21 protein-coding genes are annotated in these 22,489 nt (G+C 45.1%); 7 read left to right on the forward strand and 14 right to left on the reverse strand.

What is annotated here, in order from left to right; translation table 11 throughout:
- Positions 1–322: 322 nt before the first annotated feature.
- Positions 323–3,727 carry a UvrD-helicase domain-containing protein gene (locus RH949_RS14310; protein WP_446353973.1) on the reverse strand — a complete coding sequence of 1,135 codons (3,405 nt, stop codon included), beginning with the start codon at positions 3,725–3,727 and terminating at the stop codon, positions 323–325.
- Positions 3,728–3,854: 127 nt separating this feature from the next.
- Here RH949_RS14310 and purN point away from each other — a divergent pair, with 127 nt between their 5' ends.
- Positions 3,855–4,514, forward strand: coding sequence for a phosphoribosylglycinamide formyltransferase (gene purN / locus RH949_RS14315; protein WP_446353975.1), 660 nt, complete (start codon positions 3,855–3,857; stop codon positions 4,512–4,514).
- 203 nt (positions 4,515–4,717) lie between these two features.
- On the opposite strand, the gene RH949_RS14320 is transcribed toward purN, so the two are convergent.
- The 5 genes from RH949_RS14320 to RH949_RS14340 all read right to left on the reverse strand — a co-directional run bounded on the left by RH949_RS14320 (position 4,718) and on the right by RH949_RS14340 (position 8,597).
- Entirely contained in the window at positions 4,718–5,494 is a 777-nt protein-coding gene (locus tag RH949_RS14320; RefSeq protein ID WP_446353977.1) for a PEP-CTERM sorting domain-containing protein, read from the reverse strand.
- 826 nt (positions 5,495–6,320) lie between these two features.
- Complete coding sequence (locus RH949_RS14325; RefSeq protein ID WP_006100928.1) at positions 6,321–6,914, reverse strand: CPBP family intramembrane glutamic endopeptidase; 594 nt, start codon at positions 6,912–6,914, stop codon at positions 6,321–6,323.
- Complete coding sequence (locus tag RH949_RS14330) at positions 6,914–7,972, reverse strand: DUF3326 domain-containing protein (RefSeq protein WP_446354001.1); 1,059 nt, start codon at positions 7,970–7,972, stop codon at positions 6,914–6,916. Before RH949_RS14330 ends, RH949_RS14325 begins: the two co-directional genes overlap by 1 nt.
- Entirely contained in the window at positions 7,972–8,175 is a 204-nt protein-coding gene (locus RH949_RS14335; RefSeq protein ID WP_006100781.1) for a hypothetical protein, read from the reverse strand. Before RH949_RS14335 ends, RH949_RS14330 begins: the two co-directional genes overlap by 1 nt.
- A gap of 101 nt (positions 8,176–8,276) precedes the next feature.
- Positions 8,277–8,597, reverse strand: coding sequence for a 2Fe-2S iron-sulfur cluster-binding protein (locus RH949_RS14340; protein WP_006100833.1), 321 nt, complete (start codon positions 8,595–8,597; stop codon positions 8,277–8,279).
- 128 nt (positions 8,598–8,725) lie between these two features.
- On the opposite strand from RH949_RS14340, the gene xseB reads away from it, so the two are divergent.
- Positions 8,726–8,989: an exodeoxyribonuclease VII small subunit gene (gene xseB, locus RH949_RS14345; protein WP_006100841.1), complete on the forward strand. Its 264-nt coding sequence runs from the start codon at positions 8,726–8,728 to the stop codon at positions 8,987–8,989.
- 201 nt (positions 8,990–9,190) lie between these two features.
- Here the strand turns inward: xseB and RH949_RS14350 are convergent, their stop codons facing one another.
- From RH949_RS14350 to ndhO, 5 genes are all read right to left on the reverse strand, one after another.
- Complete coding sequence (locus RH949_RS14350) at positions 9,191–9,838, reverse strand: hypothetical protein (protein ID WP_446353980.1); 648 nt, start codon at positions 9,836–9,838, stop codon at positions 9,191–9,193.
- Entirely contained in the window at positions 9,835–10,611 is a 777-nt protein-coding gene (locus RH949_RS14355; RefSeq protein WP_006100862.1) for a DUF4276 family protein, read from the reverse strand. The genes RH949_RS14350 and RH949_RS14355 overlap by 4 nt, the downstream gene beginning before the upstream one ends.
- Before the next feature lie 251 nt (positions 10,612–10,862).
- Positions 10,863–11,429 (reverse strand): Uma2 family endonuclease, encoded by a 567-nt coding sequence (locus RH949_RS14360; protein ID WP_446353982.1) that lies wholly within the window; start codon positions 11,427–11,429, stop codon positions 10,863–10,865.
- Between the two features lie 95 nt (positions 11,430–11,524).
- Positions 11,525–12,493, reverse strand: a complete 969-nt coding sequence (mdh, locus tag RH949_RS14365; protein ID WP_446353984.1) for a malate dehydrogenase — start codon at positions 12,491–12,493, stop codon at positions 11,525–11,527.
- Between the two features lie 141 nt (positions 12,494–12,634).
- Positions 12,635–12,853: an NAD(P)H-quinone oxidoreductase subunit O gene (gene ndhO, locus RH949_RS14370; protein WP_006100874.1), complete on the reverse strand. Its 219-nt coding sequence runs from the start codon at positions 12,851–12,853 to the stop codon at positions 12,635–12,637.
- A 72-nt stretch (positions 12,854–12,925) separates the two neighbouring features.
- Here ndhO and RH949_RS14375 point away from each other — a divergent pair, with 72 nt between their 5' ends.
- Complete coding sequence (locus RH949_RS14375) at positions 12,926–13,540, forward strand: Uma2 family endonuclease (protein WP_446353987.1); 615 nt, start codon at positions 12,926–12,928, stop codon at positions 13,538–13,540.
- A gap of 21 nt (positions 13,541–13,561) precedes the next feature.
- Here the strand turns inward: RH949_RS14375 and RH949_RS14380 are convergent, their stop codons facing one another.
- The 3 genes from RH949_RS14380 to RH949_RS14390 form a co-directional block, all read right to left on the reverse strand.
- Positions 13,562–14,410, reverse strand: a complete 849-nt coding sequence (locus RH949_RS14380) for a DNA-formamidopyrimidine glycosylase (protein WP_006100850.1) — start codon at positions 14,408–14,410, stop codon at positions 13,562–13,564.
- Positions 14,411–14,432: 22 nt separating this feature from the next.
- A complete protein-coding gene (locus RH949_RS14385) occupies positions 14,433–14,645 on the reverse strand; it encodes a photosystem I reaction center subunit IV (protein ID WP_446353989.1) in 213 nt (70 codons plus the stop codon).
- A gap of 251 nt (positions 14,646–14,896) precedes the next feature.
- On the reverse strand, positions 14,897–15,553 hold the full coding sequence (locus tag RH949_RS14390; RefSeq protein ID WP_446353991.1) for a DUF6391 domain-containing protein: 657 nt from the start codon (positions 15,551–15,553) through the stop codon (positions 14,897–14,899).
- 463 nt (positions 15,554–16,016) lie between these two features.
- On the opposite strand from RH949_RS14390, the gene RH949_RS14395 reads away from it, so the two are divergent.
- The 4 genes from RH949_RS14395 to RH949_RS14410 all read left to right on the forward strand — a co-directional run.
- Positions 16,017–17,834, forward strand: coding sequence for a serine/threonine protein kinase (locus RH949_RS14395; protein WP_446353993.1), 1,818 nt, complete (start codon positions 16,017–16,019; stop codon positions 17,832–17,834).
- A gap of 186 nt (positions 17,835–18,020) precedes the next feature.
- Positions 18,021–18,788 carry a tRNA(His) guanylyltransferase Thg1 family protein gene (locus RH949_RS14400; protein WP_446353995.1) on the forward strand — a complete coding sequence of 256 codons (768 nt, stop codon included), beginning with the start codon at positions 18,021–18,023 and terminating at the stop codon, positions 18,786–18,788.
- Positions 18,789–18,833: 45 nt separating this feature from the next.
- The gene (locus RH949_RS14405) at positions 18,834–20,159 is read left to right on the forward strand and encodes an ATP-binding protein (RefSeq protein ID WP_446353997.1); all 1,326 of its coding nucleotides are present in this window, start codon (positions 18,834–18,836) and stop codon (positions 20,157–20,159) included.
- A 581-nt stretch (positions 20,160–20,740) separates the two neighbouring features.
- A partial coding sequence (locus RH949_RS14410) for a tetratricopeptide repeat protein (protein WP_446353999.1) occupies positions 20,741–22,489 on the forward strand: 1,749 nt, incomplete at its 3' end.

Below are 22,489 nucleotides of genomic sequence, written 5' to 3' on the forward strand. Positions count from 1 at the left end.
GGGGGAGCAATGATACATTTTCCCTGATAGCGGTGCAAGGGTATGAAAGGGTTTTACCTTATGTTCTTGAAGATGAGCCAATGTCCATGCTACTCAAAGCCTTGATAGATAAGGGTTTTGGAGTTGTGCAGCAAGCCCTAATTAGGTAAGCCGCGCTAATGACAACAAGAATCATTGTCATGAAAATTTGGCTTAGGGATTATTGCCTTATAAGGGCGGGTTTTGTTGTTCAGTTATCAGTGGGGAGCTGAATTTAGTCCCTAAACCCGCCCCTTCCATTGTGCCTAAGCGCGACCCTAACATTGATTTTCCTATTCCCCAACTAATTCACTCGTTGTATATTGGTTCGCTTCGGGTCAAGAATTTTCTGCCCTAAACTGGGAAACTTAACCGCAATACTAACTTTCTTCCCTGAACCAAAAACATGGGTCACTTCTCCGATACCAAAGGTGTCATGACGCAGTAAATCGCCTTTTTTCCACTCTTTCGATTTTGCCGTTGAACTAGAGGATTTTGATGACTTTTCTGTTGAGGCAGGAGGCGTTTGCTGTTTCACTTTCACCAAGGTACTACTAATTAAGTCTTCCGGTAACTCATCCAAAAACTGAGACCGAACCGCTGGTTCACGATACCCATAAAGGCGACGTTCACGGGCATGGGCAAGAAAGAGTTGTTCTTGGGCGCGAGTAATCCCCACATAACAGAGACGCCGTTCTTCTTCTAAAGCAACCGGGTCATCTATCGTCCGGTTATGGGGAAAAAGTCCTTGTTCTAAACCAACCAGAAACACAACCGGAAACTCTAATCCTTTAGCCGAGTGCAGCGTCATTAAGGACACCGCTTGTTGTCCATCTTCCAAATTATCTAAATCAGACGCCAGCGACGCATTTGCCAGAAACCCTTCTAGGCTGGTATCTTCATTTTCTTCTTGAAATTGAACGATAGCATTATAGAGTTCATTGATATTTTCCAATCGGTTTTCCGCTTCATCTGTGCCTTGATTTTTGAGGTCATCAGTATATCCTGATTCCTCCATGATAAACTTAATAATTTCTACCGCTTTTAAGTTTTCCGTATTCTCTTGACACTGCTTAATCAATTGGGCAAACCGATTAACCGCTTTAGCCGAACGTCCCGCAATTGTATTGACCGAGGTTTCATCCCGGATAATTTCCCAGAGGGGAGTTCCCAATTCTTGAGCCGCCAGCACTAAATTATCAATTGTGGCTTTACCAATACCCCGGCGTGGCGTATTGATAATTCGCAATAAACTGACGGTATCGCTGGGATTGGCAATCGTTCTTAGATACGCTAAGGCATCTTTAACCTCTTTGCGATCGTAGAACTTCAATCCGCCGATAATCACATAAGGCACTCGACCGCGCAGCGCATCTTCTAAGGGGCGAGATTGAGCATTCGTCCGATAAAGAATAGCAAAACTGCCCCAGCCTAGTTCTGGGTTTTGTTGATTCAGTTTCAGGATTTGTTGAACGACAAAATGAGCCTCTTCTAACTCATCGTCGGCGTGATGACAGTAAATGACTTCCCCTAAACCGCGTGTGGGTCTGAGAATTTTGTCAATCCGCTGGGTATTCTGTTCAATTAAATAGTTAGCGGCTTGGAGAATATTTTCGCGCGAGCGATAGTTTTCCTCTAATTTCACCATGGTGTGGGTCGTTTCATCGGGCAACCCATCACCAAAGTCTTGCTGAAATCCTAATAAGATAGTGAAATCTGCCATCCTAAAGGAATAAATTGAGTTATGGACTAGCATACGATTCGCTATATAAGTATGAGCCACATCGACTTCTAAGTCATACACGTCTCCCTCATACTCATCTTGCCAAACTTGCTCAATTTCCACCTCTGTTAAGGTATCATCCACCTCAACTAGCACTTTCATTCCGGGATGGAGATGAGATAAAGGCATAAAATAATAACTTGTGCCACTGATTAATGCTTTGCGTTGGATTTCCAGTTGACCTGCATCGGCAATAGAATGTGCCATACTTACCGCTTCTTTGTATGAAACTCTTGCGGTTTCAACCCGATACCCTCGGCTATTTTTCCCCGAACGAATGGAAAAGCCAGCCGCTTCTAAGTTGGTCGTAATATCACGACGATTAGAACACCATTGGATGCGGTGATAACTTGCCGATTTTTTATTGTCTAACCGAGGTGTGCCAAACATAACCAGATTTAATGTCTGTCGGCGCAAACCATTTTGAGGACGGTAGTGAGGAAAATCTGGATGCAGCCAGAGATCTTGCATTAATCGGTGAGCATTGGTGATGGTATCAATTTCTTGGTATAGGCGAAAAATCCACTCATCATTCAGACGCATACGCCGACCATTACTATGAAAGACTAGCGTTGGCAACCCATATTTAGCTGCATAATAGGCTTCATAGTAAGCTGCTTCTTCATAAGACGTCGTGGTTTTCAGTACCCAAAGTTTATCCCCATTTTCTTGGGCGATACGAACTTTAAAGCCGAGTTCATCGCATCGATAATCGTTGTGACGTAGACTTTTAGTGATGCCGATGCGATATCCGCGATCTGCTCGGTACATCAGATACACATAATAATGCCCTTCAATGGGTGTCATTCTGGCAAGAACAATATGATGAGGCGTTCCGCGTAATACCTGTTCACCCGCCCGAATCGACCAGAGAGACCCACAAAAGTATCCTTTTTTGATATGAGTGATTTGATGGGGGTAAAGTTGTTTTTGACCAGTCGGCGATAGAACCTGATCTCCCACTTTCAATGTTTCAATGGGTTTCTCTCCGGCGGGAGTTAAAACCTTAGTTCCGGGAGGAAAACACTGATCGGCATCGCCGACAACAAATACGGAGCGATCGCGCCAATCCCATTGCGTTTTTTCAGTTTCGCCGTTTGTGGTTAATAGGTGTATCAGTTCGTACTGAATCCGGTTTGTATCTTGATATTCATCCACTAAAATATGGCGAAATTGATTGTGCCAATATCCCAGAACTGATTCGTTTTGTTGGAAGAGTTTTACGGGGACTAAAATTAGATCATCGAAGTCCAGGGCATTGTTGGCGGCTAACTGGTCTTGATAATGGTGATAAACTTCAGCATAGAGTCGCCCTTTATAACCAGATTGCTCTTTTTCAAAGGCTTGGGGTGATAAACCTAAGTTTTTGGCATTGCTAATCGCGTAGCGAATGGTACGAGGATTAAATTTTTTATCGTCTAGATTTAATTGTTTGGTGACGATGGTTTTTACCAGCGTTTGGGCGTCGGATTCGTCAAAGATGGAAAAATTACGCTTCCATTGGCGTCCTTTTTCATCGGTATATTTATTGATGTCATAGCGAAGAATCCGAGCAAATAGACTGTGAAATGTACCAATCCACAGGGGTTTGATGTATTTTTTATAGACCCGCGATCGCAACTGGGTTTGTTCAAGTTCTGGGAGTAACTCCAAACGCTGACCCCGCGTTTGGACAGCCAGTTGCTGGGCGAATAGGGTTTCAATCCGGGATTTCATCTCCCGTGCGGCTTTATTAGTGAACGTAACCGCTAAAATGTTTTCCGGAGCGACTTTATGGGTGAGAATCAGATTGGCAATGCGATAGGTTAACGCCCTCGTCTTACCCGAACCCGCCCCCGCCACAACCAGCAAGGGACCGCAGAAATGTTCGACGGCGCGACGTTGAGAGGGATTAAGGTGCGTCAGGAAGTCAGTCGATTGAGTCATGGCTAGCTGAGGCAAGCGGGTAAGGGTTTGGCTATTCTAGTACAGGGTATCGTATTTTGAGGCAATACTGTATCAAGGAAACGTCACCCGACAATTATGATACTGTTGGTAATTCCTGTAGTTCTGTATGACCAGCAATACCCCAGCGACAGACACAACCCCTAGTCTCATTTCACCGGCGGTTACTCCTAAGCCAGTCCAAGATACGCCTCCTGTAAAACTAGGAATTATGGTATCGGGGAGTGGTACAAACTTTGAAGCCATCGCCCAAGCGATCGCAGATGGGCAACTCCATGCCCAAATTCAAGTGATGATCTACAATAATCCTGGGATCAAAGCTCTCGCCAGAGCGGAAAAATTCGGTATTCCCACCGTTCTCCATAATCACCGGGATTACAAAAAACGGGAAGCCCTCGATGCTCAAATTGTCCAGACATTGAGACAGTATCACGTTGAACTCGTGGTTATGGCGGGTTGGATGAGAATTGTCACGCCAGTCTTGATTGATGCATTTCGCGATCGCATCCTCAACCTTCATCCCAGTCTCTTACCCAGTTTCAAAGGGATTCACGCCGAAGAAGAAGCGTTAGCCGCCGGGGTGAAAATTACCGGCTGTACAGTACACTTAGTTAGTCCAGAAGTCGATAGTGGACCCATTTTAATCCAAGCCGCCGTTCCCGTGCTTCCTGACGACACGCCAGAGACGCTACACGCCCGGATTCAAGTTCAAGAACATCGCATTTTACCCCAAGCGATCGCCCAGATCGTAGTTGCGCTTGGGCGCTAAAAATCCTAGCATCGCCGCCTATAAACTAACTATAAACCAAAAACTTACGCAGCCACACCATATATATTGGTTAAGTTGCATTACGCTAACACACCCTACATATAGAGCTTTTGCGTAAGTCCTAAAACCTTGATCGGAGCGGGTTTATTGCCATTGTATTGACAAACCCAATTATCGGTAAACCCGCCCCTACCAGCTAACGGCTAGTTCTTTTGTCGTTTTGACCGTTCCCGTTTGAACAAGCCGCCAAATCCTAAAGCTAAGGCAGACCCTAAAATAGTCATGGGTTCTGGAACGGCTGCTGGCTTAATCCCTGAAAGATGAACAACTGAGTCGTTATAGTCTTTGTCAGTACTGCTGAAAAGCTTATCCTCAAAAGCAAAGATGAACTCAGTATCCACAAATGTTCCTGAGTCCAAACCATCAAGTTTAAGTTCGGTCACGTTATCACCTTGATAGACTAGGGCTTGTGGATTGCCATTGTTAAGACTATCCTCAGTGTAGAACGTGTTATTTTCTGGAGTATGGAGATAAAAACCGAATGAGTCACCAAAACCTGTGGCAACTAAGTCGTTGTTCACTTTAATATCACCATTATCAAAGAAGGTGATGAAGGCTTGGTCAAAGGGTTTACTCGGTCCATCAAAAATTAAAGCTTTGTTGTTAGGATTGTTTGCACTGTAGAGTCCAAACTGATTTTCCGGCGCAAACCCAGCTATTTCAGCAACAAAAGTTCCTATTGCTCCGCTAGCAGAAGTGTTATCAAACAGCGCAAATTTTGACTGATTATTGACTACGTTGATACCAGGACCTGAGACGGTGATGTCATCCAAGATTGTCTGTAAGGAAGTGCCCGTTGGTATTTCCGGTTTGGGTCGGTCGTTGAGGGGATCGGCTAACGCCCCATTGCTGCAAACCATTACAGTTCCTAAAGCAACAAGAGTTGTTCCTACTGTAGCGATTGAAGAAAAGCATTTCATGACGATAAACCTCGTGATCATTGTTGGGTGAACATCAGACTTGCAAGGGGTTGTCTAGGATTTCCCTTCCTTTCCCGCTTTGAGCAAGTCCGTTGAAGGTGAGAACTCAACCACAACACAGATCCGAAAAGCCAACGAAAAGCCGATCGCCAATTAGTGAAGTTAGTGTTACACTAATGATTAAGAAAAATTGAAATTATCGATCAGCTAGACATCTCCATTCTTGTCGTTAGTCAAGCAAGACGAGAATTGTCTGGCTTTCTATCAGATGGCTGAATTCAATTTATACCCTCGTTGGAGAAGACAGTCAGCGATAGGTGGCTCGGTTAGGACAAAAAAGCTTTTAGGGGATAAAAACTAAATTTTTTGTCTTGAACAAGCAAATACCTTTGGCTTACCTGTTTTTCTCTTACATGAGTAATAATACCGAACTTCTCCCAGGAAAAGTACAAAAAAGTCCAGTCTTCATCAAGACTTTATCAAGTTAAGGTATGTAAATTTTTATAGATGTAAACACTCATTTACATTTAATTAATCTTTAAGCGGCAGTAAAAGCTTCAGCTTCACTAACTTGCCAGTCACTCATGCCTCATTACTTCCCTGTGAATCACTAAAGTTTCTTGTCGGATTCTCTCGAATATATTTCTATATGTTTCGCGATGTAAAACACTTGTGACTGACTTCGTGGTTTTCTATAAGGTAAATTTATATCAAAGTCATTGATGGAATTCCCAATTAGCTTCATCGACGCTTTATATTGGAGTTCAATAGAGCGCTCTAGAAAGCAAAAACCCTGACTTTTCCAAGAAGCCAGGGCTTTAAGCATCTACGCTTCAACCTCTCGATGTCCTAATTTCCAGAAAAAACTAGACAGCCAATTAGTCGCCACATGAGCCACAATCGGAACCAGCAAATTCCCTGTACCGACAGCACTAAACCCCAGTAACAATCCCACAATCGTTGCCCAAACCACATAGGGCCACTGTTGGGAACCACTCAAATGTAAAACGCCAAATACCAAGCTAGAAATAATCACACCCACGGCATTCAAACCAATGGCGGGTAACATCACTCCCCGAAACAGCAACTCTTCACTCATACCCGGAAGTAACCCCAACCAAATCAGATCCGGTAATACCAACGGCTTTAAAACCAAGTTGAGGTAAACGTCAGCACTTTTACGGTAGGCTGACCAGAGGCGATAGACTACACTACTCATCGCGGTAATTCCCACGCCTATACCTAATCCAATAAGTAATCCTTCTACCGTAAAGTCTAGGGATAACAGTGTCACCGACCCAAATTTCAGCCAGAGTTTAGCCACGACTAGTAAAACGATCGCCGTTATCCCCATGGCAACTAACACTTGGGTGCGGGTGAGGGGTTCAAAGTCAGGATTATCAGGAAGCTGTTTAGTCACTAATATATAGATAAGCTACGCATAGACGACAGGGAGGGACTCAGAGCATCGGCACTAATTCCAGCCCGATGAGTCACTAACATACCCAGTGCCTCTAAATACGAGTGTACTCGCACCGCTTTGATTGCCAAAGGTTCTGGAGGCACTTGCATTGAGGTTTGGTTATCCTCAACGGCAATAATTTGAGTCCGTAACTGACTTAAGCTTAACAAGGCACTACCACCACAGGCATTAGCAGGAATCACCACGGCATCCACCTCTTCTGCCCAAATTGCTCCCGGTTGACGCGGCGTCACCTGAAATTGCGGGGCGCGACTTAACCCCACCAGCACACAGGGTAGAAACGTATAGCCTAATTCCTCGGCGGCTGATCGCGGCGACAAGGTGGGTTCTAGGGGAAGGGGCATTAAGGCTGGGGCGTGGGCGCAAGGGATTTGGAAGGTTCGCACGATTAGGTGAGAGATCACAGCTTCTGCACCCGCCAGAGGATCGACCCCTCGTCCCTGTCGGTATGCTTCTAGGGCTTCGCTGCCTAGATCATCAGGGAAACGAGCCACTACTGCGATCGCCTCTGCCTTTGCCTGTTGAATCAGCACTTCAGCCGATCGCAATAAACTATCGGGATTGCCTATTGTACCCCAACTCGCCCCCGATGGCGCTGTCCGCAGTTCCACATTCAGGGGCGCGTCGGTGATTACGTAATCGGTCAGATTTAGTCCTAACGTAGCTCTGGTGGCATCAGCCGCTTGCAGGTGGCGCAAACGCAGATCCGGTTCAATCCCCTGGTCAAGAATTAATCCCACCCGATTTTGATGCACAGGTTGTAATCCCCAGCATCCAGCGGCAAATTTGTCAAGCCCATAGCCTTCGACATAGAGGGCGTTGGGTAAATTCCAGTAAAGTTGAGCGCCATTGAGGACATTGGGGTGAGTGATAAGGCGATCGCAGACTTGGGCGATCGCTCTGGCGACAGGTAAAGCGTCTCCCGCATAGCCACCAATGGATGCGCCAATTCCTGTGGGAACGATTAAAACAACGGTGTAAGGACGCACAATAATTAAGGGGTGGACGGTTGAGAATTAGTCTGGGTAGTCTTGGTGACAATCGCTTCAACCTGAGCTTTTTGTTCCTGAGTATCCACAGATGTAACCGCCCAACGCAGGGGTTCTCCCTGTTTTTGCAGTTCTGTCTCAATCGCTTGATGGAGTTGTTTCGGTGACTCCTGGAGGTCAATTTCGGCAGTAATGAAGTGAGTTGTCATTTTCTGAGTGGGGTAAATTACAATAAATGATCAATTGTCAAGGGGTACAAATGCTGGGTGCATGTCAACACAAGTAGGTTGCGCCCCAACACCATGCTGACTCAAGACGGTTGACCGAATTGGCGATCGTAAACTTCGTCTTCCTTACCGGATTCAACTTTCAGGTTAGATCGCGGTAAGGCGATACAAAGCAAGACATACCCTTCCTCTTGCAATTCGGGTCCAAGTCCCATCCCTTCGCTTTGATCAACAGAACCCTCAATGATTTTAGCGGCACAGGTTGTACAAACGCCAGCATTACAGGCATTGGGTAAATCTATCCCTTGTTCCTCCGCAGCCCGAAGAATTTGTTTATCCTCTGGGACTTCTATCGTGTAGGTTGTTCCTTCGTGATTGATTTCGACGGTGTAAGTCTTAGGCATTGTACCTCTTAGCGGCTTTCCAGGTTGACTTTCCCGGTTGGGGAAAAAATATTGACCGGGATTATTTTAACCTTTGGTGCGGGATTCCAGGCTATCCTAAAGTTTATTACGAGACACTCTAGATTTTCATGGTTGATCCGATCGCATCCTCTCGTACCCACCCGGCTGACCCCTCCCTCCCGCAGTCTTGGAATTATGAGGCGACAGTGACTCAGGTAGAGACGATTATTGAGCAAATCGAACGGGGGGAACTGGAATTAGCTGAGGTATTTGACCAATTTGCCTCGGCTGTCGAGTATTTGCGTCAATGTGAAGCATTTCTGCAACAGCGACAACAGCAAATGGATTTGTTGATTGAGACATTAACAGATGAGTCAGATTCTCCGACTTGATCTCTAAATTTTTCCCCATCTGTTCGATAACAAATTACCTTGTTCAATCTGGATTTGATTGTTCTTCCTCTGTAGCAATAATTAATTCTGAATTGAACTTCTTTAATTCCACTTGTGTTATCTCTATAATTTAATTACACTTTTGATTGTAATTAATTATTAACGTTTATTTTTGAATAGTCGCTGTAAAAGAATATCTACTCAACCCCAAGGGAGAGAAGGGCTTGATGCATCAGGATGTTGTTCTGGAACTTGAATTCCAGGAACCCAAATTCGTAATCTGTCCCATATATGACGCAGTGTCATATACACTTCTGTAATATCAGTAATCTCAGTTTGAGCATCAATTTGATCTACCTGAGCTTCTGCTTGCTCACACATCTGCTTAAGCTGCTCAATAACCCTCTGCCTATCTTGTGAAGATCTTGCTCCCTGAAAATTATCTCGAATGAAGATAAAAATTTCAGTAAAAATTGGAATCACGGACGATGAATCAATAGCACATGAAATTGTGTCCGAATATCCCCACCAAATAGCTCCTATGTCTGCCGCTGATCTACCGAGTTCATTTGCCGTATGACAAGCAAAAGCATAAACGGTACGTTGACTTAGCAGTTGTACATCACCACAGGACAAAGCCACATCACCATTGTGACCTTTCAATGCATTACGAACACCATGACACATGGCAAAGACAGGCAAAACATCAGCTTTAGACAATACGGCGATAAGTTCTTTACGTGTTGCTTTCTTTTCAAAAAGTGTGACACAATCCTCTGTTATAATTAGCTTGGCAATAGCGATATTTGCTTGAGTCGATGCGTCATAAGCGGGGACAAATACGATCATTCAGATTCTCTCCGATTCGCTTTTCGCTTCATAAAATCTCGTGCTACTCTAAGTACATCCGATGCATATTGCTGCCCAATTTCTGTACCTTCTTCAATTTGCTTTCGGAGTTCTTCTGCTGTAAACATCTCTCCTGTTGCCGTTTTCCAAATGACCGTAGTTGCCGGAATGATTTCACGAATAAGCCCAGCAAAAACATCCCGACTAATATTACGGGAAACACTTTCAAAATGAGGTGTTGGTTGTGCAGCTAATAAGCGATCAAGACCTTGTAAAAAGTTCCGCAGTGAAGGTGATCTTGCCTCCGCTCTATCAATATTGATATTTTTCACAAATTGCCAAGAACTAATAGTCTTGCCAAAAGCTAGTTCTGCATGACTTTTTGGACTTTTAATGTCTTCGGGTAACGGCAGTGCAGGTGAGACTTCAATTCCCCATTGAGTTTTGGCGTTTTCTATAGCTGTAATCTCATCGGCGAACAGCCAAGCCTCAACTTCTGGAACAGCACAAAAGACTCGTACAGAAGGATATCCTAACCGTCTGTGAGCCTTGTCTAAAGCCTCTGGAACGCTTGCTGCATCACAGTTAACTAAAACAGCACAACTTCTTGTAATACCAGGAGGTAATCCTTGCAAGAAATTTTTGAGGTTACTTTTAGCAACTGCATTTATTTTAATCTTATCTAGAGGATAATTAGCCGCTTCTAGAATCCAAGATATAATCTGAATGTGATTTTGATTTTCAACAATAAGTTGAATTGATCCATCTTGCATAATATCATAATACCTTAAATTAAAAACTTAAATTATAACTAAATCATAGGTTTAGTTATTTTTGTCATAAGTTAAGCATAGCAAGATTGGTATATCCTGATCAATAAGCGTGACGAATTAGACTTATCTGCTAATTAGCTGACAATACTATATCTAGGGGTTTATGTCCTCAATTAGCGATCCCACCTACTACATATAGGAATTCTCTCTATTTGATGAACAGGTCTAGTGCTAATTTGAGCAATCGCTACTCACGCCAACAAATCATCAATCGCCACACCAAACCCATCTAACACCTGCTGTGTCCTGACAATATCACCCTGATTAAATAAAACTTGTTGCTGTTGTGTAATCACCAAAACCCATTGACTCTCAGGAAACACTAACCAAAGTTCCTGACACCCCGATCGCAGATACTCTTTGACCTTACTAAAAACTTCTTCCGCCCCATCTGTTGGTGAAATAATCTCAGCAATTAAGGGGAAACTCTGGGATAAAACCGTAAACTCGCCAAATTGTTCCACCAGTTCCGGAGTGAGGTAAGATACATCAGGACGACGCCCTCGTTCTCCTGTCCAACATGGCGTTTCCGTGTAAACATCTCCGCCTAGACTCTGCTCCTCTTTATAATTTCCCCAATATCGAGCTAATCGTGCTTGAATTCGACCATGTTTGGCTGTCATCCCTTGCTTTTCCACCAATTGCCCATCTACCCATTCTGTATGGTCAGGGGGATTTAGCAAATAGTCTTGGACAGAGAAAACTGGAGACTCAACCTGAGAGTCCTGGGACTTCGCGATCGCGTATGCCATAATCATCCATTATCCTTTGCCACAATTATCCCCATTATCCATATTTTGGGGAGTAATCAGTCACCCCCAACAAAGGACAAATGACAAAGGACAAATGACAATCAAGCCAACATTTCCTGCGCCCGCTTAATATTTTTACGAACCGATTCGGCTGACGTATGCAGGGCGGCGAGTTCGGTATCCGTGAGGTTAATTTCCACAACTTTTTCCACACCTCGACATCCTAACCGCGTTGGGACACCAATGAAAATATCCTTTAAACCATACTCCCCATCTAGGTAGGATGAAACAGGTAAAAGTCGCGACTGATTATGTAAAATTGCTTCCACCATCGCGCAAGTCGAGGATGCAGGTGCTGAATACGCGCCCCCAGTTTTCATCAGATTCACAATTTCTGCGCCACCATGACGAGTCCGATCAACTAAACGATCAATTGTCTCTTCATCCATCAGTTCAGTAATCGGAATCCCTCGCACTGTGGAGTAACGGGGTAAGGGTACCATTAAATCGCCATGACCCCCTAAGACTAACCCACTGACATCCGCAATCGATACCCCTAATTCCATCGCAATAAAGGTTTGGAAACGGGCAGAATCTAACATTCCCGCCATTCCCATCACCCGTGACACGGGTAATCCTAATATTTGCCAGACCAAGTAGGTCATCACATCTAGGGGATTTGTGACAATAATATACAAGGCATCAGGCGATCGCGCGATCGCTTTTTCGGCTACCTCCACCGCAATCTTGGCATTAATTTTGAGCAAATCATCTCGATTCATCCCCGGTTTACGGGGTAAACCCGCCGTGATGATCACTACATCCGACCCGGTGGTATCCATATAATCATTGGTACCAATAATCTCGCGGTTGTGACAATCCATCCCCTGTGCCTGCATTAAATCTAGGGCAATGCCTTGGGGGATACCGGGAACAATGTCTAAAAGTACCACATTTGCCAAATTGCGTTGGGCAATCCGGTGCGCCAACGTGCTACCGACGTGACCCGCACCAATGACGGTGACGCGGTGATCATTGCAGGCGATAGGTAAATTAGAAGAAGATGCCATGGCTATAGAGCGATTTTGCGATCGCGACTAGACTACAGGCGTGGCACAGCTAACATGGCGCAATTTTACAGCTTTTTTTGGGCGCAAGCCTGGATTTTTGACCAGGCTAATGGATCAAATTAGGCGTGTCACGCTACTACTTTAGCTAGTGACTTCGAGTTGGTCGAGACGAAACCAAATATTCGGGGTGGGTACATAAAACTTGACAAAGGCATAGTCACCCCGGATATCGACCACTTCCCCATCACTTTCAAACAGGTAAGGAGGAAAGCGAGTATCACTGGCTTTAGCTTCCACACTATTATCCAACGTTTCGCGATTTACGCGCACTAATGCGCCTTTTTTGAGTTTGCCTGCCATTACTTATCCCTACAATCAAGATCAATAAACGCTTTCAAGCCATTATCCCTCATAATTCACATAGAGCATATAATGATACAGATACAGACACCAACCCAATCCAAAACTCTATTCCTTGAACTTCCGCCTGAACTCACCCTCTACGTCACCCAAGAACAGTTTGAGGCATTAGCCGCCACGAACCGCGACTTAAGACTAGAACGCACAGCAGAAGGAAAGTTAATTGTGAATCCTCCCACAGGAGGCGAATCAGGCAAGCGTAATCTCAATATCAGCACTCAACTAGGTAACTGGTTTGAGGCACACGAAGAATTAGGGGAAGCCTTTGACTCGTCCACGGGCTTCAAACTTCCCAACGGCGCAAATCGCTCTCCAGATGCCTCTTGGATACGTCGAGAACGTTGGGAATCCCTCACTCCTCAACAGCGAAAAGAATTTGTTCCGCTTTGTCCAGATTTCGTAATTGAATTACGTTCTGAATCAGATAGCCTCCCTAAACTGCAAGCGAAGATGCAGGAATACATCGATAACGGAACTAGATTGGGATGGTTAATTGATCCGAAAAATCGGCGAGTAGAGATTTATCGCCCTGGGAGGGAGGTAGAGGTGTTGGAAAATCCTAGCCACTTATCCGGCGAAGATGTTTTACCTGGGTTTGTCCTAAATTTAAGACGAATATGGACTTGAATAACTCAACAGAAGGTTGTGCTATAGCTGACAGCGCGGACAAAAATGAGACGAACGCCCGGACAACTTAATCCGCTCAATCGAGGTCTCACAGACGCGACAAGGCTGTCCTGTGCGACCATAGACCCAAGCGACTCCACTGTAGTTACCATTGACGCCCTGGACATTGAGGAAGCTGCTGAAGGTTGTGCCACCCGCCTCAATCCCCGCTTTTAACACTTGAATAATCCCTTGGTGCAGACGTTCAACTTGGTCTACACTTAATCGGGCGCAAACGGTTTGAGGATGAATCCCACTCACGAATAAGGCTTCATCGGCGTAGATATTCCCCACACCTGCAACCAGGGATTGGTCAAGGATGGCGGTTTTAATGGAACGCTGAGATTTTTTCAGCTTCTGCGTCAGATACTCTGGGGAGAAGGCATCTGAGAAGGGTTCAGGTCCTAAATTTTGCAATCCCGTGATAATGCTGTCACATTCTTCCCCAGGTGGAACCCACCACATCCGACCAAAGGTGCGTTGATCCACAAAGCGCAATTCCTGTCCTTGAGGAAAAAACAACCGCACTCGCGTATGCTTCTGTAACGGTTCCGTTTGCTGAATCCATAAGAGTTGCCCACTCATCCGCAGATGCACCCCTAACCACCCAGCATCCCCCTCTTCAGAGCGGTTAAGTTGGGCAAGCAGATATTTACCCCGTCGGTGCCAATCGGTAATTCTCGTTTGCTTCAAACCCTGCCAAAACGCCGCCACAGAAACAGGGTAGGCGATGGTGCGCGGCAGCAACACATCCCCACCCTGAATAGCCTGGGTACAAGTAATTTGCTTGAGACCCAGACGAATTGTTTCCACTTCCGGCAATTCAGGCACGGCTTCGGGTGATTCCGTTCCGTTACTTCTTCTTCTTCCCTGGTGCCACGACTACCAGTTCGCTTTCCGCAAAGTTATTGGTATTGATGCCGGAATAGTTGACTTTATCGAAACGGACGATGACAGGATAGATAATGCCGCTCTTGTCTACGGTTGCCACAGTTCCGACATCGTTATACCAATAGGATTCTTTGCGCTTAATCCGAACTTTTGCGCCGCGTGTTACTTCTGCCATATCAATTTTTCCCTTACGAATCTAGTTTTACAGCGTACTACTGGATGAGGGGTGTCTGCTTACTCTTTATTTTAAGTTTTATTACAAAGATGAGTTGAGAAACCCCTTGTTTCCAGATATAGAGGGGGATAGGGCAGATGATGGGGAAGCGGGGGAAGCGGGGGAAGCGGGGGAAGTTTATATGACCTGCTTCTGTTTCCCCACACCCCATACCCTACACCCCATACCCTACACCCCACACCCTTTTGAGCCTAATCCCGCCATCGCACCTGTACGAAATAAGCAGGTCGTCCCCAGATATCGGAGGTATCGCTAATATCCTCAACAGCCAGATTAAAAGGAATCGCCGTGGTGAGGTAGCGTTGAGCCAGGATACCAATGTCAGGGGTAAGTTGGGTGGCTGTAGCGGTGGCTAGACCTAAACCAATCAGTTGTTCAATCGGACCACGGGGTAGGAGGAGATGAGCGCCTAGGGCTAATCCAGCCGTTAACATCATGCCAACGGAGAGATTCGTACCGCAACGAGGATGTACCGCTAAATTCCATTCCCCTTGGGTGAGACGATTCAAGGCGAGAGGAACCGCACGTCTCAAGTCTGATAAATTCACCTCACCATAGAGGTAAAATCCTTGTTCAGTAGATAAACCACCTAAAGTATCATTATCCATCTCATGCACGGTGGTAGCTGTACCCGCAGGACTGCGACTAGGGCGTGACGTATAGTTGGCATTGGCTAAATCAGCCAGAACCCAAACCGTTGCATGTTCAAGAGCGTGAACCTGACGCAACATTAACAGTTCTTTTAACCCTGGTACAAAAGGCAGTTGCTTGAGTAAGTCTGTATCTTGACTGGGATAGGGTGTAGGAACGTTAAAATCCCACGTCTGAGCAGAAGTCGTATAAGTCATGGCAGGATGTACTCTCAAACTCGCCGATATTCTTTTCACTGTAGCGTTGGTTATTGGAGAAGTCAGGAAAAATAGACCATTGCTCCCAGACGTGCCATGGCACGTCTCTACATTGTTTCCCCAGCTCCCTCTGCTCCCATAACGACGCGATACAATACCAGGTAAGCATCTAGACACAGTACATCTTAGTTCGTGCCTGTAACAAAGATTGGTGTCAATACTGCTTGGATAAGACTGATCCCCCCTAGTCCCCGGAGAATAAAAAGCATAAGCAACATTTGGCTTCCCTGTGTCAAAAAGCGAAGCCTCCTCTGGCTTCCCTGTCAAACAAAAACGAACCCTTCTTTAGCTTTCACCTTTTGAAGAGAAAGGGAAGGGGGATCTATAAGGGAAGAGGGAGATCTGAATTTGACAGATGTGCCATGGCATGTCTCTAGCTAACGTTTGACGTTTGACTTACCTCATGAGTAATTTTCCAGACTTATCCAGCCACGGTTTCAGGGTTGTTCGAGAATTAGGTCATAATCGCGCAGGTGGGAGAGTCACCTATCTAGCGGTGCCAATTCCGCCCTTGACGTCAGAGGGAACGCTGAAAGAACCTGTTGTGATTAAACAGTTTCAGTTTGCCCAAAGTGAGGCACATTGGTCAGATTATGACGCCATCGAACGGGAAATTCAAGTGTTACGTGGATTGAATCATCCAGGAATTCCCCGTTATTTGGATTCATTTCAAACTGAAACGGGGTTTTGTTTAGTCCAGGATTATAAAAAAGCCGCGTCTTTAGCGGGGCGGCGTAGTTTTGATCCCGCTGAGATTAAGCAAATTGCTGTTTCATTACTCAACATTCTCATTTATTTACAAAATCGCATTCCGCCAATTAGTCATCGGGATATTAAACCGGAAAATATCCTAGTTGATGATGCCTTGAATGTATTCTTGGTTGATTTTGGCTTGGCGCATATCGGCGGGAGTGAAATTGCCATGAGTAGTGTGGCGAAGGGGACAATTGGGTTCATCGCTCCGGAATTGCTGTTTAATCAACAGGTGAGTGAAGCTTCGGATCTCTATGGTTTAGGCGCAACGCTGATTTGTTTACTCACGGGGATTGCTTCAACCGATATTAGTCAGTTAATTGATGAAGACTATCGGATTAATTTTAAACATCGGGTTCCTCGGTTAAGTTTGCGGTGGATTGAGTGGCTGCAAAGGATGGTTGAACTGAAACCGAAAGACCGTTTTCTGGATGCGGAAACTGCTTTAGAGGCGCTGAACCCGATTTATGTGATTCGAGTGCCGGAGGTAAATCTCAATGTCCCGTGTTTAGAGTTTACGGCGAATAAATTAGGGGAAAAGATAACCAAAAAGGTCATTCTAACTAACTCCGTTCCCGATACGATATTAGAAAGTCGTTGGCAAATCGCTCCCCATTTGAGTGATCCGCCTCACACGCCTGATTTTCATGAATGGATTTACTTTGAGCAAACTCATTTTGTCAGCAATCAAGTGCTGTGCAAAATTACCGTGGATACGCGCAAGCTGATGGCGAATAAGCTGTATGAGCGGGAGATATTAATTCATAGCAATTCCCATCCGGAAACCCAAAGCTTAATGCTAAACGTGAAGACAGCCCCCGTACCGATTCCAGCGAAGAAATTGCCCTATTTTTCAGTTGGATTATTAATTTTCTTTGCCGCTGCTGCAACCTGGGTTGAAGCCATGGCATGGGATGGTATTGTACGTCATAGTGGCACAGTCGGTGTTGCGATCGCGGTGTTCATTTCGGTGTTAGTGGCGGGATTGGGACTTGTGGCGGCGATTACGTCAGGGTGGATTAGTCAGGGGATGGCGAAGGTGCGATCGCGGTTTGGGGTTAAGGTGAAAGCGTTAGATACCGTGGCGGCTGTTTTTTTTGCAGGTGTCGCAGCAATATTTGTGGCTCGATTTGGCGCTCAATTTCGGGCGACGGATATGGCAATTGCGGCATTTGCGGCGGTGGATGCGGTGGTATTTATGGCGGCGTTTGAAGGGGAAGGTGTGGCTCAAAGTTGTGTGCAACGGGGGTTTAGTCAAGGATTGGCGTTTGGGGTTTCTGTCTTATCCGCCGCCTTGGGAATTAGTTTAGGAATGGCTTTAAAGTTAGGGGTAGTTAATGGGATGGTTTTGGGGGCAATTTTAGGCACAAGTTTTCCTTTAGCTACGTTAATTTTATATCCCCCATTGGATCGGGCGAAACGGATTGCCCGTTATCGCAAAGTTGAGCGGAATTTAATTAAACCGTAATCAGAAGGCTGATGAATCAGGGCGGGTTTTGTTGATCAGTTATCGGTGAGATAGGGCGGGGTTTGTTGTTCATTTATTGGTGACAAGTAGTTTTAGTCGCTAAACCCGCCCCTACAATACAATTTTTCCTAAATCCGCCCCTACCATTGCCGTGGCACGTCTTGACAGATTCCTCTTGAAATACCAATGAAATTTGATCAACTGGATGCCAAAATGCGGGTGTATGAAACCGCTCATGATCACTGCGTTTTGCCGGGATTATATATGATAGCACGGTTAGATGGGCGCGGGTTTACTCGATTAACGCGAGACGTGCATCCATTTTCAGCCCCCTTTGATCAACGGTTTCGAGATGCGATGATTCTCACCGTAGAACATCTGATGAATTGTGGGTTAAAGGTTATCTATGGATATACTCAAAGTGATGAGATATCACTGCTTGTTGATGGTGCTGAATCTGCCTTTAATCGCAAATTACGCAAGCTGAACTCCGTATTAGCTGGAGAAGCCAGTGCGAAATTTTCATTGATATTGGGGACAGTGGCGTGTTTTGATTGTCGCATTTCTCAATTACCGACCATTGAAATAGTGGTTGATTATTTTCGTTGGCGACAAGAAGATGCCCACAGAAATGCCTTAAACTCTCATAGTTATTGGTGTTTAAGGAATGATGGCAAAACTGCCCGACAAGCCACATCCCAGTTAGAACGGTTATCGGTGGCGGATAAGAATGAATTATTATTCCAACATGGGATTAATTTTAATCATCTACCCAACTGGCATAAACGAGGGGTAGGATTATATTGGGAAACCTACCAAAAGCCGGGGTTTAACCCCCTGACAGGTGAGACAAGCGAAGCCACCAGAAAACGGATTCGACAGGAGTTAAATCTGCCGATGAAAGACCAATATAGTCAGTTTATTCGCGATTTGTTGAAGCAAATTAATCCGTGATAAGTTAGACGAACGGCATCAATGACATAAGACAAATGACCAACCATGAACGATTTCCAGATATTAAAACGAATTTTTAATGCCTTTGACCCCTTTCGCCCCTTACCTCCTGGTGATCCAACTTACGTGGATTGTGAAGAGGTGCGGGGCGATTGTGATATTTTAATTGAATTAGGGCGATCGATTTTATTATCAGATAGAGTCACTTGTAATCTCTATGCGGGACATCGCGGGGCGGGAAAATCAACGGAATTACTGCGGCTGAAAGCGGACTTAGAAGAGCAGAAGTATTATGTGGTGTACTTTGCTGCTGATGATGAGGATATTGACCCAGAAGATGCCCAATATACGGATATTTTACTGGCGTGTACACGGCGGTTATTGGAAGCCTTGAAAGATAATGCTAAACCTGACCCGTTATTGAATTGGCTGAAATATCGCTGGGATTCGTTAAAAGAGTTGGCGCTAACTGAGGTGACATTTGAGAGTTTGAATCTGGAAACTCAGATGTTACAGTTTGCCAAATTAACTGCCAATTTAAGAGCGGTTCCCAGTACCCGGCAAAAGATTCGCGAACAGGTGGATGCGAATACGGTATCCTTGATAGAAGCATTGAATGAGTTTATCACTGATGCCAAACACAATTTACCCTGGGGCTGTTCTGAATTAGTCGTAATTGCCGATAACTTGGATCGGATTGTGCCGATATATGAACCCAATGGGAAACGCAGTAATCATGATGAGATTTTTATTGACCGTTGTGAGCAACTGAGTAAATTAAATTGTCATACCATTTATACCGTGCCGATTTCCATGGTATATTCAGATCGAGGCACTGTGTTAGAAGATCGGTACAGTAAAGCCCAAGTTTTACCGATGATCATGGTACGCCAACCCACAGGCGAACCCTATACCAAAGGAATTGATAAGTTAAAGGAATTAATTGATAAACGCATTCGTCATAGTGTCCAGGATTTAACCCTAGAACAAGTATTTGAGGATGCCAATACCGTCGAACAACTCTGTTTAATTAGTGGCGGTCATGTGCGAAACTTAATGCTATTAATGAAAACCAGCTTACAGCGCAGTCCTCGTTTACCCATCGCTAAAAAAGCCGTGCGTCGGGCGATTACGGAGTTACGGGAAACCTATCGCACAGCGGTGAATGAACCGGAATGGATGATGTTGGCACAGGTTACCAAAACCAAACAGATGCCGAATCAAGATGAATATCGCAAACTGTTATTTAATCGCTGTATTTTAGAATATCGATATTTAGATGAAGGCGGAGAAATTAAAGTTTGGCATGATGTCCATCCCTTAATTTATGGGATTGAGCGTTTTCAATCCGCATTGAATCAACTGTTGTAGTTTGTAGTTCGTAGTTCGTAGTAATGGCTTTAGCCTATCATCGTATCGCAGAGCAGGCATTCATTTGTGTTAACTTAACCTTGCAACTCTAGCCCCCCATTTTAGATCCCCCTTCCGTCCCCCTTAAAAAGGGGGAGACCAAAGTCAGCCAGTAGGGTGGGCATTGCCCACCTGGTATATTGGTAAAATAGTGGCATAAACTTGACAATTAAACTGGGCGCACGTCGGTCATCCGTGTCAACTTAAGCGCCAAAACACGACTGGCAAGCTTTTCACCCTCATCCCCTAACCCCTTCTCCCATCGAGGGAGAAGGGGAATAAAGAAGCTTCTGGCATCACATCGAGAAATACCTTCCTTCTTGCTCCCCTCTCCCGTGCAAAAAAAAGCGAAGCATCCTCTGTCATCCCCCCTGCCAAAAAAGCGAAGCATCCTCTGTCCTCCCCCCTCTTGTAGGGGGGAACGAGGGGGGTAGGGGGGAACGAGGGGGGTCGGGAGAGGGGCTGGGGGTGAGGGGTTGAGCTTAAGTTGCACGTCGGTGCGCCCCTACGGTATCTGAACAGAATACATCAGCATCACAGCAATGATCCGAAACCTGACCGAATGGGATGAAGACGACAAGGGCGACGCCGAGGACGAATATGAAGCCCTACGGCGTTCTTTGAGTTGGACAGAAGGGTTTGGTTTGCTGTTTGTTGACTGTACTCCCGCCACCGCCGAGAAATTAATTAAGGATGTCAAGCAGGATCTACCGCAAAAAAGCATCCAGGTTTTACGTCTCACCGAACCGATTGAGAATCTCTATACTGAAATTGCCAAATTACAGAATCGGGATAGTATCGATATCTTATTTATCCAAGGGTTAGAACATTCGATCTATGACTATGAAAAGGCAATCAAAGATAATACAGAACGCCACAACTATTCATTGTTTTCTGTGCCGCGTTTATTAGGTCATCTGAACCTACAGCGAGAATCATTCCGCGACCATTTTAATATCTGCTTCGTTTTTCTCCTACCCAATTTTGCCCTCACCTATTTCAACCGCCGCGCCCCCGACTTCTTTGACTGGCGTTCTGGCTTATTTAAATTAGAGAGTCAAGGCGAGTTGGCTTTAGCAGAATTATCTCAAGGGGAAGATGAGTTTTGGTTGAAGCAAGGCAATCAGCAATTTAGACTCGGGGATTTAGTTGATGCAATTGTTTGCTGGGAAAAAGCGTTAGATATTACGCCGGATTCCCACAACGCCTGGAACAACCGAGGTATTGCCCTGAGAAATTTAGGACGAATAGAGGAAGCGATCGCTAGCTACGATAAAGCCTTGCAATTTAAACCTGATGACTATGAAACCTGGTGTAATAGGGGTTATGCCATGGATGAGTTAGGAGAAATAGAGGAAGCGATTGCTAGCTATGATAAAGCTTTACAATTTAAACGCGATTGCCATCAAGCATGGAAAAATCGGGGTAATTCCCAGAGCAAGCTAGGACGACTATTTAAAGCGATCGCTAGCTACGATAATGCCTTACAATTTCAACCTGATTACCATCAAGCCTGGTACAACCGGGGTATTGCCCTAGATGAGTTAGGACGAAGAGAGGAAGCGATCGCTAGCTATGATAATGCCTGGAACAACCGGGGTATTGCCCTAAGAAAGTTAGGACAATTAGAGGAAGCGATCGCTAGCTTTGATAAAGCCTTACAATTTAAACTTGATGACCATCAAGCCTGGTACAACCGGGGTAATGCCCTATTTGATTTAGGAAGATTAGAGGAAGGGATCGCTAGCTTTGATAAAGCCTTACAATTTAAACGCGATTGCCATCAAGCCTGGAACAACCGGGGTATTGCCCTAAAAAAGTTAGGACAATTAGAGGAAGCGATCGCTAGCTACGATAAAGCCTTACAATTTAAACCTGATTTACATCAAGCCTGGAACAACCGGGGTAATGCCCTATTTAATTTAGGACAATTAGAGGAAGCGATCGCTAGCTTTGATAAAGCCTTACAATTTAAACCTGATGACCCTGAAGCCTGGTACAGCCGGGGTATTGCCCTAAAAAAGTTAGGACAATTAGAGGAAGCGATCGCTAGCTTTGATAAAGCCTTACAATTTAAACCTGATGACCCTGAAGCCTGGTACAGTCGGGGTATTGCCCTCGGTAATTTAGGACAATTAGAGGAAGCGATCGCTAGCTACGATAATGCCTTACAATTTAAATCTGATGACCCTGAAGCCTTGTACAACCGGGGTAATGCCCTAGATGAGTTAGGACAATTAAAGGAAGCGATCGCTAGCTACGATAATGCCTTACAAATTAAACCTGATTAC

Source organism: Coleofasciculus sp. A1-SPW-01 (assembly GCF_040217205.1).
Lineage (GTDB): Bacteria > Cyanobacteriota > Cyanobacteriia > Cyanobacteriales > Coleofasciculaceae > Coleofasciculus > Coleofasciculus chthonoplastes_A.